Consider the following 12439-nt stretch of genomic DNA (forward strand, 5'->3'; position numbering starts at 1 on the left):
GGGCTCCAGAGCTAGAGCAGGCCGACCTGGTGGAACTTCGACGCGACGATCTCCTTGTCGAACGGCTTCATGATGTACTCGTCGGCGCCGGCATGCATGGCGCGGGCGATGTGGGCGATGTCGTTCTCGGTGGTGCAGAACACCACTTTGGGCCGCTTGCCGCCGGGCATCTGGCGGAGGTTCCGCAGGAAGTCGTAGCCGTCCATGATCGGCATGTTCCAGTCGAGCAGGATTGCGTCCGGCATCTCGCCCTTGCAGGCGTCGATGGCGCGCGCGCCGTCTTCCGCCTCGGCGATGCGGAACTGCAGCCCTTCGAGGATACGGCGGGCAACTTTGCGGATGACCGCGGAGTCATCGACGACGAGGCAATATTTCATGACATGGCTCCAAGCGGATCGTCAGGCGGCGATCGGCAATTCGATGTTGAGGACGGCGTCGACGTCGATGACGACCAGGAGACGATCGTCGAGGCGGTGGACGCCCTTGGCGATGGCTGCCCAGGCGCTGTCGAGATGGATCGGCACCGGCTCGAAGGTCGCGCGGCTGAGGCGCATCACCTCGCCGACGGCGTCGACGATCAGGGCGAAAGCCTCGCCGCCCTGGTCGAGGCCGACCGCGGTGAGCTCGTGTTCCTTGGTGCCGCTCGGCATGGCGCCGGAGTCGGCATGGCGCATGCGCCGACGCATGCAGATCGCGGTTACGACGCGTCCACGCAGATTGATTAGGCCGACGATCTCGTACGGGGCCAGCGGAACCGGGGTGATGCGCGTGGCGATGAACACGTCCTGCACGCGCCCGATCGGCAGGCCGAGCAATTGCCCGCCCACCGTGACGGTGACGTAGTCGAGCGAGTCCTCGAAGGCGGCAAGACCGGACGGGCTGTCCTCGCGCGGCTCGGTCATGCGGCTCGCCTCAGTCTGGGACGGGTTTCAGCCAGCTCGGCGATCAGCGCGCGCCGGTCGAACTTGGCGACGACCTCGTCGAACTGCGCGTGGATCGCGGCGACATGCAGTTCGGGGGTCGGCAGGCTGGTCAGCCCGATGATGCGCAGTCCGGCATGGCGAGCTTCGGCCCGCAGCCGCGCGGCGAGAGCAAAAGCTGCCTCGGCGTCGCGATCGATGTCGACGACGACGGCGTCGAGGGTGGCACTGCCGGAAGCAAGGCCAGCGGCCATGGCGGGATCGGAGGCGTGGACGACCTGCAGGCCCGCCGCCTTCAGAACGGGGGCGAGCATCTCGCGCAGGAATTCGGAGGGCTCGACCAGCAGGACGCGTGGCGAGCCGGACTCACCACGGCGCAGATGCAGCCAATTGGGGTTCGCTTTCGGCAAATAATGCGCGAGATCGAGGATCTCGGTGGCGCGGCCCCGGATGATCGCCGAGCCGAGCAGCCCCTGTTCGGGCATGGCCAGCATCTCGATGTCGAGCACCTCGTCGACGATGTCGACGATGGCGTCGACCGCCAGCGCCATGCTGAAATCGCCTTCGGAGAAGATCACCATCGGCTGCAGGCCCGCCTGGCGCAGGGCGCAGCCCTCGACCGGGACGACCGGCATGAGACGTCCGCGGTAATTGAGCAAGGCGCGTCCGCCGCCGGTCTCGAACAGCCCGGCCTCGACCTCCTCGAGGCGGGTGACGAGGGAGAGGGGCACGGCCTTCACCGTGTCCTTCCCGGCCCGGAAGACCAGCATCGTCGTGCGCTCGACGGGAGAGCCCATCTCTAGCGGGTCGTCCGAGGTCGTCTCGTCCTGCGCCGCCGCCACGCCGACGAGGCGGGCGACGCCGTTGGGATCGATGATCAGCACCACGGCGCCGTCGCCCAGGATGGTGTTGCCCGAGAACAGCGGGATATGGCGCAGCCGCGTCGACATCGGCTTCACCACGATCTCTTCGGTGTGGAACACCGATTCGACCAGGATGCCGAACTGGCGCTCGCCGATCTGGGTCACCACGATGAAGCCGTCATCGGCGATGGCCGCGTCCGTCGTCCGGTTCATCACTCCGGCCAGCGCGATGATCGGCAGCAACCGTTCGCGCAGGCGTAGCACGGGCGCGTTGTTGATGCGCTCGATGCGGTGCTCGCCATTGGCCTTGACGCGCACCAGCTCGCGCACGACCACCTGGGGAATGGCGAAGCGCTGCCCCTCGGTCGCGACGATCAGGGCCGAGACGATCGCCAGCGTCAGCGGGATCTTGATGGTGATCGTGGTGCCGGCGCCGGCGATGCTGGCGATGTCGATCATGCCGCCGATCGCGTCGACATTGACCTTGACCACATCCATGCCGACGCCGCGCCCGGAGATGGCGGTGACGGATTCGGAGGTCGAGAAGCCCGGGTGCAAGACGAAGCGCAGGAGCTGCGACTCGCTCATCCGCTCGACTTCGGTCTCGGTCGCCAGGCCGCGCTGGATCGCCTTGCTGCGAATGCGGGCGACATCCATGCCGCGTCCGTCATCCGAGATCGCGATCGTGACCGAGCCACCCTCGTGATAGGCAGAAACGCGGATCGTGCCGGTTTTCGGCTTACCCAGCGCGGCGCGTTCCTGTGGCTCCTCGATCGCATGGTCGGCGCAGTTGCGCACCATATGGATGAGGGGATCCTTGATCAGGTCGAGCAGCTGGCGGTCGAGTTCGGTCTCGGCGCCCTCCAGCACGAGTTCGATGTGCTTGCCGAGATCCGTGGAGAGGTCGCGGACGATACGCGGCAGCTTCGACCAGGCGTTGCCGATCGGCTGCATGCGCGTCTTCATCACGCCGTCCTGCAGTTCGGCGGTGATGAGCGAGAGCCGCTGCAGCGGCGCCTTGAGGCCGGCATCCTCCTGACGGCGGGCGATCTCGAGCAGCTGGTTGCGGGTCAGCACCAGTTCCGAGACCATGGTCATCAGATGTTCGAGCGTGTCGACATTGACGCGCAGCGTCGCCGGGCCGGTCGCCTTTGGGTCGCGGATGGTCTCGCCATGGGCCATGCCGGGCTGGTCGAGCGGGCTCGGCGCAGCTCGGAAAACCAGGTCCATCTCGTCCTGGACCGAGCCGGGGGCGGGCGCAATGGCCGCTTCCGTCGATCTCGTTTCGGCCGTGCGAGCGAGATAGGCGGCGACGGGGTCGAGCGAACCCTGCGGCTGCCGCCTGGCCAGTTCCTGCTTGGCCCGCTGCGCCAGGCCGCGCAACTCGTCGATCAGCTGGCCGTCATGGCCCGGTGGCTCCTGGCCCTTCTCGGCGAGCTCGGCCATGATCTCCTTGATCCGGTCGATCGTCTCGAGGATTGCGGTGACGGCGCTGGAGGACACGCTCGCGCCGTCCCGGAACTGGCCGATGACGGATTCGGCCGCATGGGTCAGCGCCTCCAGTCGCGGCAGGCCGATGAAGCCGCAAGTGCCTTTGACCGTGTGGACGAGCCGGAAGATGTTGCGCAGGATGTCGCCGTTGTTCGGCTCCTGCTCGAAGCGGACGAGCTCCCGATCGACCATGTCGAGGTGCTCGCCGGTCTCTCCCAGAAACTCTTGCAGCAACTCGTCCATGCAAGGACCGCTCACTCACGCCACCGATGCTGCCGCGGATATTGCGGCGCAAGGGTTTATGATCAGTTGAGAGCGAGCGGAAACCGCAAGGAATCGTGGCGGCGGGCGGCTTTCCTCGAGATGTCAGGCCGGCTCGGCGACGATGCTGACCGTGTCGCCCTCGATCGAGAAGGCGATCTTCATTCCCGCCGCGCGCGCGACCATGCCGGTGTAGACCGGCTGGACCGCATGGGCATCGATGGCGCCGCTCTCCGAACGGCCGGCGATCAGCTCCTCGACATGGGCGGGAATGCGCGCATGGGAGCCGGTGGCGGTGATGGCGAAGCTGCCCTGCTCGCCGTCGACGGTGCAGCGGCTGGTGATCTTGCCGCCGCGCGGGATCGCCTGCGTCGCCAGCACGAGCAGGTTGAGCACGAGCTTGACCTGGTTCTTCGGCAGCAGGGCGCGGGGCGCCTCCCAGTCGAGCGAGAGCTTCTCGTCGTTGAGGAAGCCGTTGGCGACGGCGCCGGCGTCGCCAAGGTCGATCATCGCGCCGGCCGAGCCGGCGGCACCGAAGGCGAGGCGGGCGAATTGCAGCCGAGCCGAGGCATTGCGCGCGCTCTTCTTGATCAGGTCGAGCGCGAAGTCCTTCATCGAGGGATCGTCTTCCTCGAGCACTTCGAGCGCGTTGACGATCGCCCCGACCGGGCTGATCACGTCATGGCAGACGCGGCTGCAGAGAAGCGCGGCCAGATCGAGCGGCTCAAGCGAGATGGCGGTCATGATCCGGTCCTGCGGTCAAGAGAATCAGGGCGGCGCGCCCCATGTCGGTGGTGGAGCATGCGCCAGGCTGGTTTGCAGCTGGTTAACCATAGCTGCGGAGGCGCATCGGCGCGATTATGCGGACGTGTCGTGCCGGCATGCCCCGGCAAGATGGCTGCCAGAAGGCGAGCCGGCTTTTTCTTTACCGCACCATGCACTACCTAATGGAGTGATATCGCCGGAAGCGCTGCCCGGCATGGAACCAAGATTGCACACGGCGCCGGCGAGACTGGTTCGAACGATGGCCATCGCTCACGACGATCCACGCCTGACCGATCGGGACGGGCTCGCGCGCGCCCTCGGCGAGGCGGCGCGGCGCACGGCCGCCGTCCTGCTGGCGAAGCGGGCGGCGCGCGACGTCAAGCTCAAGGCGGACGGCTCGCCGGTCTGTTCCGCCGACCTTGCCGCCGATCTCGCCGCCAAGCAGGCGCTGGCCGAGCTGCTGCCGGGCTTTCCGGTTATCAGCGAGGAGAGCGTCGGCGAGGTGGCGCCAGCTTCCGTCTTCATCCTGCTCGACCCGCTCGACGGCACGCGTGAATTCCTCGCTTCCGGCGACAGCTATTGCGTCGCCATCGCCGTGGTCCGGGATGGGCGTCCGCTCGCCGGGGCGATCGCCGCGCCCGCCATCGGCCGGCTCTGGTTCGGCGGCGAGCGCAGTTTCACCCAGGATCTCGATGCCGAGGCGAACCCGCTCGACGCGGCGCGGCAGGTCCGTGTCCGGACCGAGCCGGCCGAGGGACCGTTGATGTTGGTGAGCCGCTTCCATGGCGACCCGGTCAGCGCCGGCGTCGCGGCCGCGGTCGCGAAAGGCGATGGCGCGCCGGTGTCGTCGGCTGTGAAGTTCGGGCTGATCGCCTCGGGCGAGGCCGACCTGCATGTGCGCGGCGGACCGACCATGGAATGGGACATCGCCGCCGGCGATGCGATCCTCGCGGCAGCTGGCGGTATCGTGTTGACCCTCGAGGGCGAAAGGCCGGGCTACGGCCATGCCGAGCGGGATTTCCGCAATCCGCCCTTCGTCGCGGCGAGCTGCGAACGTTTGGCCCGGCTCGCCATAGAGAAGGCGGCGACCTGTCGCTGCGCTTGACCCGAATCAGAGCAGAGGCGAAAAAATCGGAACCGGTTTTTCGCAGAAATCCTGCTCTAATCTTCTGGAATCGATCACATTTTATGATTTTGGATCGGTGCGATCCGGAATCATCGTGATCTAGCGCGCGATCGAGGTCGCGACGGTCGGCCAGCGTTCCTGAGCCTTGGCTCGCAGGGCCGCCTCGTCGAGGAAGCGCCGGCGATTCTCGTCGCTCCGGAAGAAATAGAGCTGCGAGCCGATGACGGCGAAGCGATGCGGATCGGCATCGACCGCGCGCCCATCCGCCACGCCGCTGGCATCGAAGCCACCAAAGCGCGGCATGTAGACCTGCGGCGCCTCGCGGAAGGCGTCGCGGTTGGCGGCACTGGCGAAGCGCCAGACCGCCCCATCGTGGACCAGCTCGTAGTCGGACAGGCCGGGCACTGCGGCATCGTTCAGGAAATAGGCGACGGGATCGAAGCCAGAGAGCGCAAGACCGTTGCGGTTGTCGCGCTGCATGACCTCGCCGAGACCGGGCAGCTCCGGCAAGCCCGCCGGGAGGGTCGAAGCCCGGCTCGCCGTGGCGGCGAAGAGAAACGCACAGCCTGCCATGATGCCGGCGATCAGGGTCCCGGCATGCCTTGCTGCGGCCTTCATCGCCCACCAATCCTTGGCTCTAGTCGCGTTACGGCACGTCCTGCGCCGCAGTTCACCGCTTGGATACACATACGGCGTATCCAGGAGGTTACCGTGATCGCGCGGATTCGCGTGGGTCCGCCGTCGACGCCACCCCGGCAGGAGGCCGAATGCCCAATGCCCGGCGCTTGCCTGGAGACGATGAGATGAACTTTACCCGCCGCACCCTGCTCGCCAGCGCCCTGCTGCTCGGCGCGGGCCTTGCCGCCGGTCCCGCTGCCGCCCAGCCGGCCGAGCGCTCTTTCACCCAGAACGAGCTGGTCAGCTCCGGCCACCAGTTCTTCGGCAATGTCTCGCGCGGCTTTGCTCTGACGGTCGAGGAGGCGGTGCGTCGCTGGGGCGAGCCGAACGGCTATGTCCTCGGCCAGGAGGCATCGGGCGCCTTCGTGGGCGGGCTGCGCTTCGGCGAGGGTACGCTGTTCACCCGCAATGCCGGCGACCGCAAGGTGTTCTGGCAGGGACCGTCGGTGGGCTTCGATTTCGGCGGCGACGGCGCCCGCACGATGATGCTGGTCTATAACCTGCCGAGCGTCAGCGCGCTCTACCAGCGCTTCGGCGGCGTCGACGGCTCGGTCTATTTCGTCGGCGGGTTCGGCTTCACCGCCCTGACGGCCGGAGGCGTCATGGTCGTGCCGATCCGCACCGGCGTCGGCTGGCGGCTCGGCGTCAACCTCGGCTATCTCAAGTTCACGCCCGAGGCGACCTGGAACCCGTTCTGACCTGACAATCGCCGGCTGCTGGCCTTATCTATCAAGGCATGGCAGCCTGAGCCCGGGCTGATCAAAGACATCGGAGCCGCCCCACCTTGATCGAAGCCGCCATGCTCGTCGCGCTCGGCTTCCTGTCGGCAAGCCTGCTCGCCCTTGCGGCGCTACCGGCGTTGAGCCGCAGGGCCGATCGGCTCGCACGGCGCCGGGCCGAAGCCGCATTCCCGCTGTCGCTCGCCGAGATCGCCGCCGACCGCGACCATCTGCGCGCCGAACTGGCGGTCCGCGAGCGTGCGCTGGAACAGAAGGCCGAGAGCGGCTTTGCTGCCAAGGCCGGTGCGATGAGCGAGATCGGCCGGCGCGACATGACGATCGGCCGGCTGGAAGCCGACCTCATGGAACGCAAGCAGCGGATCGAGGCGCTCGAAGTCGAGCTTGCGCAGAGGACGCACGAGCTGGCGCAGACGCGCGAGGCACTGGCCAGCGAAAGCGCTGGCCACCAGACCACGCAGGCGACCTTGTCGAGCCGCGTCAGCGATCTTGCTGCAGTGGAGGCCCAGCTGGCCGAGACCCGGCAGGCGCTCAGCGGCACCTCGGCCGACCTCGCCGCCCGCAGCCATGAGCTCGCCGAGCTGAGGGCGCTGCACGAGAAGGCCGGGACGACGCTCGCCGAGCGCAACCAGGCGCTGTCGGTGCTCACCAGCGAACATGACCGCCAGCGTGTCGCCCTGGTCGAGGCCAATACGCTCAGGCTCACGCTGGAGGCCGGGCGCGACGATCTTTCGACTCGCCTCACCACGGCCGAGACGGCGCTGGCCGAGGCGCGCATGGATCTCTCCACCATGAGATTGGATCGTGACAGCGAGAGATTGCGGGCCGACGCTCTTTCGACGCGTGCAAACGAAGCCGAAGTTGCGTTGCGCACGGCCGATGCGAACGCCATCGAGCTCGGCGCCGAGATCGCAACACTGGAGGCGGCGATGACCCAGGCATCCGCCGAGCATGCCGAGGCGCTGGCCAGGATCAAGGCGCTGGAGGGCAGGATCGAGGCTGCCGCTGCGGCCGAGGCCCATCTGAAGGAGCAGATGGCGGGCGAGGCCGCTGCTCATCGCGCGGCTCTGCGCGAGCGCGACGAGATGTTTGAGGCGCTGCATGCGGAGATCGGCACGGTCCAGGGTGCTCGCGACCAGGCTCGAGCGGATCGGGCGGGCTTGAAGCGCGAGCTCGCGGCGTTGCGCAAGCAGAATGGCGGCAAGGCCGCCGGCGAGGCGGCCTTGCGCCAGGAGATCGTCCGGCTGGCCGATGCGTTGCTGGTCGCATCGGAAAGCCGCGAGGCGGCGGAATAGGCGCTTTCCGGCCAAAGCCTTTTGACCACGGCCAGCAATGTTCTAGTGAGAAGATCGTTCGCGTCCGCGGTCGCGCTTCTCGGTTTGGATTCATGACGGATATCGTTTGTATCGGCGAGCCTCTCGGCGAGTTCAATGCGACGCGGGGCGAAGCGGGCGCCTACCGTTTCGGCCTCGGCGGCGACACCTCCAATTGCGCGATCGCGGCGGCGCGGCAGGGTGCGAAGGTCGCCTATATCGGCGCGCTCGGCGATGACGAGCCGGGTCGTACGTTCCGGACGGTGTGGGCTGAAGAGGGCGTCGACGACAGCCATGTCTCGACGCACCCCACCGCGCCGACCGGGCTGTATTTCGTCTCCCACGGCCCGCAGGGCCACCTCTTCTCCTATCTGCGCGCCGGCTCGGCCGCGAGCCTCTATGGTCCCGCGCAGTTGCCCAGGGACCTCATCGCTTCGGCCAGGGTGGTTCAGGCCTCCGGCATCAGCCAAGCGATCTCGGCGAGTGCTTGCGACGCGGTGTTCGAGGCGTTTGCGATTGCGCGCGAGAACGGCGTGCTCACCGCCTATGACACCAACCTCAGGCTCAAGCTCTGGCCGCTGACGCGGGCGCGGGCGATCGTCCACGCCGCTTGCGGGATGGCCGACATCGTCCTGCCGGGCGACGGCGACGCCAAGCTGCTGACCGGGCTGGAGCAGCCCGACGCCATCGTCGATTTCTATCTCAAGCTCGGCGCCAAGGTCGTGGCGCTGACGCTCGGCCATGAGGGCTCGCTGGTCGCGACGCCGGACCGGCGCCAGCGCGTCGTGCCGATCAAGGTCGATGCGATCGATGCGACCGGAGCGGGCGACTGCTATGACGGCGCCTTTCTAGCCGAATACATCCGCACCGGCGACGCCTTCGCCGCCGGCGCCTATGCCAATGTCGCGGCCGCCTTGTCGACGCAGGGCTATGGCGCGGTGGCGCCGTTGCCGCGTCGCGCCGACGTGGAAGCGCGGATCACCCAAGAGGCGGCTGGCCGGGCATGAGCGTTCCAGTTCTGATGGAAGCGGGCGCGCTGCTCGCCCGCTACGATGTGCTGATCAGCGATGTCTGGGGCGTCGTCCATGACGGCGTGCTGGCGCTCGATCCTGCCTGCGAGGCGCTGATGCGCTATCGCGAGGGCGGCGGAACCGTCGTGCTGCTCTCGAACGCGCCGGGCCCCTCGGCTCAGATCGCCGGCGTGCTCGACGGCAAGCGCGTGCCACGCGCCGCCTGGGACCGGCTGGTGACCTCGGGCGATGTGACGCGAGCGTTGATCGCCGAGACGCATCTGCGCAAAGCCTATCATATCGGCTGGCCGCAGGACCGGGCGGTGTTCGAGGGCTTCGATGTCGAGATAGTCGGCGAGGATGAAGCCGAGTTCGTCGTCGCGACCGAGCTCAACGATTATCGCAAGGAGCAGCCGGAACAGTACCGGCCCCTGCTGTCGCGCTTCGCGGCGCGCGGCCTGCCCTTCATCTGCGGCAATCCCGATCTCGTCGTCCATGTCGGCCATGATCTCCTGCCCTGCGCCGGAGCGCTGGCGACGATCTATGAAGAGCTCGGTGGTCATGTCGCCTGGGCTGGCAAGCCGCACCGTCCGGCCTATGACCTTGCGCTCGCGGCGGCTCGCGAGGCGCGGGGTGGGCGCGATGTCGATCCAGCCCGTGTGCTCGTCATCGGCGATGCGGTGCGCACCGACCTCGCCGGCGCCAGAATGATGGGCTTCGACAGCCTGTTCATCGCCGGCGGCATCCACCGCGACGAGACGATCCGGGATGGCTCTGTCGTTCCCGACGGGCTTGCTCGTGTTCTGGCGACGCACCGGCCGCTGCCGGTCGCGGCGATGGCGGCGCTCGGCTGATCAGACCGGCGGCGGGTTCGCCTTGCGGATCCGCTCGCCGATCGCGTGATAGAGGCCATCGAACGGGCGGAAGACGAAGCGGACGGTCGAGCGACCGGTCGGGACCTGGACAGCGCGGAAGATCACGTTCGCCCGCAGCAGCTGCGTCGCCTTGCCGTCGACCTCGACCTGCCACCAGGGCTGCCAGACATCGTTCAATACGACGAAGCCGCCACGCGGCGCGTCGACATCGAGCAGCACCTCCGTGGTGCCGTAATTGCGGATGCGGACGCTTCCGGGCTGGGCCGGACCGGTCGGCAGCGGTGGCGGCGCCTTGTCGAACAGGACGGTACGGCGCGGGTCGAATCCGACAGGCCATTGCCCGGTTTTCAGGATGGCGCTGAAATCGGCCTGTTGCGCCTCGGTGACGAGGAGCGCGCGCGGCAAGGCGCGTGGGTTCTCGTAGACATACGCTTCCTTGGTCCGGGCGATCTGGACGAGGTCGCCCGGCTTAAGGCGCTTGTCGATCTCCTCGACCGGGACGCCGGTCGCGATGAAGCGCAGGCCGAGCATGTCGGCGAGCAGCGAGCGGTAGGATGGCATCAGCGGCGAGAACGTCCGCTGGTCGGGCAGGGCGACATGGTCGCCGGCACCGGTCGCCTGGCTGTAGAGGCCGAGCCGGAGCGGGTTGTAGCCCAGCGTGTTGTCGAGCCCATGCACGAGGCTGGCATTGGGCCAGTGGAAATCGATGCCGGCGAGCTCGATGCGGTCGCGCCGGTCGGGGCCGGCAGTGCGGGCGGTCTCGCGCTTCAGCAAGGCGATTGTCTCGTTGCCGCTGTCGGCGCGCAGGACGTCGTACATCGAGGCCGGAAGCGCGGTCGACTCGCTCGGGCCGTTGTTGACCGCGAGGTCGACGACCATTGTCGCGGCGAGGATGACCGCCGCGGCCATGCCGGCGCCCTGCAGCGCGAGCCCGCGTGCCGCGACCAGCGCTCCCGCGACCAGGATCAGGCAGAGCACGGCCGTCACCAACGGCACGACGGCGACATGCAGGCGGCCGACCGTCCAGGCCAGCCAGATCGCGGCGGCGAACGCTGCCAGCAGCAGCAGGATCTCGAGCCCGATCTGCCAGCGGCGCGGACGTGGCGCCGTATCGGTCAGGACGAGATGGGTAAGGTAGCCGCCGAGGATCGCCAGCAGCGCGCCGAGGATGAAGAGCGCATCGGCCGGACGGCGGTAGAAATCGATGCCCGGCAGGTGGAAGAGCAGGGCAAAGCCGGGCGTGTAGCGGCCGAGCGCGAAGACCAGCACGAGCAGCGCCGCAACGCTGAGCGCGACGATCTCGCGCCGCAGCAGGGCGCCGCGGACGATGCCGACGCCCACGACAAGCAGAATCGGCAACAGGCCGAGATAAAGCTCGCCCATATTGCGGGCGAGATAGAGGTCGAGCGGGCCGAAGCGCTTCTCCCAGGCCGGGCTGGGCGGGCCCCAGAAATTCTCCAGCGGTCCCGATGCGCCATAGAGATTGGCGATCAGCCCGGTCAGCAGCGAGCCCGGATGCAGCGAGCCCTTGCCGGCCCCGGCGAGATCGATGACCGGCCGATTCGATTCCTCCGCCAGGACGGCGGTCAGCAGGATCGGGACGGTCGCGACCAATGTGGCGCCGATGACGCCGAGCAGGAGCGGCATCAGGCTGGCGCGCAGTGCCGGCAGCGGCTTGTCGGCCATGGCGATGGCGGCGAGCACGAGCCCGGCGAGGACATAGACGCCGAGAAGCGCGACCTGGTCGCGCCCCAGCACCATGAAGCCGGCGGCGAGGCCTGCGGCGAAGCCATAGCGCCAGGAGCTGCGTTCGAGCGCCCGCGAGAGCAAGAGCAGCGTCACCGCGAAATAGGACAGGCTCAGCACTTGGCCCACATGCTGGATGCGCCAGGCGGCAGCTGCGCCGAAGGCGAAGGACAGGGCGCAGACGACCGCGCCGGCCGGATGCCAGCCACGATCGCGAAAGATGAGGACGAGGCAGAGTGCGCCGACGAGCAGCGAGCCGAGCAGTGCGCCGTCGCTCCAGCGGAAATCCGGAGCCGGGTTAAGCAGTGCGATCAGGAAGAAGGGCGGCGAGAAGATCAGGGACTGCGGATCGGCCACCTGCGGCGATCCCGCGAAGACGTAGGGCGTCCAGAACGGCGAGAGACCCCTGTGCAGCGAGCTGGCCAGGAATTGCAGCTGCGGGTGGAAATGCGCTTTGGCGTCCCAAGGTATGGTGACCGCGCCGGAGAGCCAGGGCCAGGACAGCGCCAGCCAGCCGGCGCAGACCAGCAACATCACCCTGGCGGTCGGCCAGGGTGCGGGCGGGTGCTCGGTCTCGTGGTGGTCCCGATCTGGCAGGGGAGCATCGGACATCCGGGCTTCCTGCCCCAGGTCCGGTGCGCGATCAATGCTCGC

At 68.1% G+C, this 12439-nt stretch carries 11 protein-coding genes; 5 read left to right on the forward strand and 6 right to left on the reverse strand.

Translation table 11 applies throughout. The features are described from left to right. Positions 1-11: 11 nt before the first annotated feature. The 4 genes from BMZ21_RS21450 to chpT form a co-directional block, all read right to left on the reverse strand. On the reverse strand, positions 12-377 hold the full coding sequence (locus BMZ21_RS21450) for a response regulator (protein ID WP_057190702.1): 366 nt from the start codon (positions 375-377) through the stop codon (positions 12-14). Positions 378-398: 21 nt separating this feature from the next. Further along, positions 399-902 (reverse strand): chemotaxis protein CheW, encoded by a 504-nt coding sequence (locus tag BMZ21_RS21455; RefSeq protein ID WP_091839117.1) that lies wholly within the window; start codon positions 900-902, stop codon positions 399-401. After that, complete coding sequence (locus BMZ21_RS21460) at positions 899-3517, reverse strand: hybrid sensor histidine kinase/response regulator (RefSeq protein ID WP_091839120.1); 2619 nt, start codon at positions 3515-3517, stop codon at positions 899-901. Before BMZ21_RS21460 ends, BMZ21_RS21455 begins: the two co-directional genes overlap by 4 nt. A gap of 123 nt (positions 3518-3640) precedes the next feature. Continuing rightward, positions 3641-4279, reverse strand: a complete 639-nt coding sequence (gene chpT, locus BMZ21_RS21465; RefSeq protein ID WP_091839123.1) for a histidine phosphotransferase ChpT — start codon at positions 4277-4279, stop codon at positions 3641-3643. Between the two features lie 280 nt (positions 4280-4559). Between chpT and BMZ21_RS21470 the strand changes: the two genes are divergently transcribed. Next, positions 4560-5405 carry a 3'(2'),5'-bisphosphate nucleotidase CysQ family protein gene (locus tag BMZ21_RS21470; protein ID WP_167561701.1) on the forward strand — a complete coding sequence of 282 codons (846 nt, stop codon included), beginning with the start codon at positions 4560-4562 and terminating at the stop codon, positions 5403-5405. A 120-nt stretch (positions 5406-5525) separates the two neighbouring features. Here BMZ21_RS21470 and BMZ21_RS21475 read toward each other — a convergent pair whose 3' ends face one another. Further along, a complete protein-coding gene (locus BMZ21_RS21475) occupies positions 5526-6044 on the reverse strand; it encodes a YHS domain-containing (seleno)protein (protein WP_091839130.1) in 519 nt (172 codons plus the stop codon). A 185-nt stretch (positions 6045-6229) separates the two neighbouring features. On the opposite strand from BMZ21_RS21475, the gene BMZ21_RS21480 reads away from it, so the two are divergent. The 4 genes from BMZ21_RS21480 (at position 6230) to BMZ21_RS21495 (ending at position 10018) form a co-directional block, all read left to right on the forward strand. Further along, positions 6230-6802, forward strand: a complete 573-nt coding sequence (locus BMZ21_RS21480) for a DUF1134 domain-containing protein (protein ID WP_091839135.1) — start codon at positions 6230-6232, stop codon at positions 6800-6802. An 86-nt stretch (positions 6803-6888) separates the two neighbouring features. After that, a complete protein-coding gene (locus BMZ21_RS21485; protein ID WP_091839140.1) occupies positions 6889-8136 on the forward strand; it encodes a coiled-coil domain-containing protein in 1248 nt (415 codons plus the stop codon). Positions 8137-8228: 92 nt separating this feature from the next. Beyond that, positions 8229-9161: a sugar kinase gene (locus tag BMZ21_RS21490; RefSeq protein ID WP_091839144.1), complete on the forward strand. Its 933-nt coding sequence runs from the start codon at positions 8229-8231 to the stop codon at positions 9159-9161. Then, the gene (locus BMZ21_RS21495) at positions 9158-10018 is read left to right on the forward strand and encodes a TIGR01459 family HAD-type hydrolase (RefSeq protein ID WP_091839149.1); all 861 of its coding nucleotides are present in this window, start codon (positions 9158-9160) and stop codon (positions 10016-10018) included. Before BMZ21_RS21490 ends, BMZ21_RS21495 begins: the two co-directional genes overlap by 4 nt. Here the strand turns inward: BMZ21_RS21495 and BMZ21_RS21500 are convergent, their stop codons facing one another. Then, the gene (locus BMZ21_RS21500) at positions 10019-12397 is read right to left on the reverse strand and encodes a hypothetical protein (protein WP_091839153.1); all 2379 of its coding nucleotides are present in this window, start codon (positions 12395-12397) and stop codon (positions 10019-10021) included. It lies immediately after the preceding gene. Positions 12398-12439 lie beyond the last annotated feature (42 nt).

This window comes from Allobosea lupini (assembly GCF_900109525.1).
GTDB classification, from domain to species: Bacteria; Pseudomonadota; Alphaproteobacteria; order Rhizobiales; family Beijerinckiaceae; genus Allobosea; species Allobosea lupini.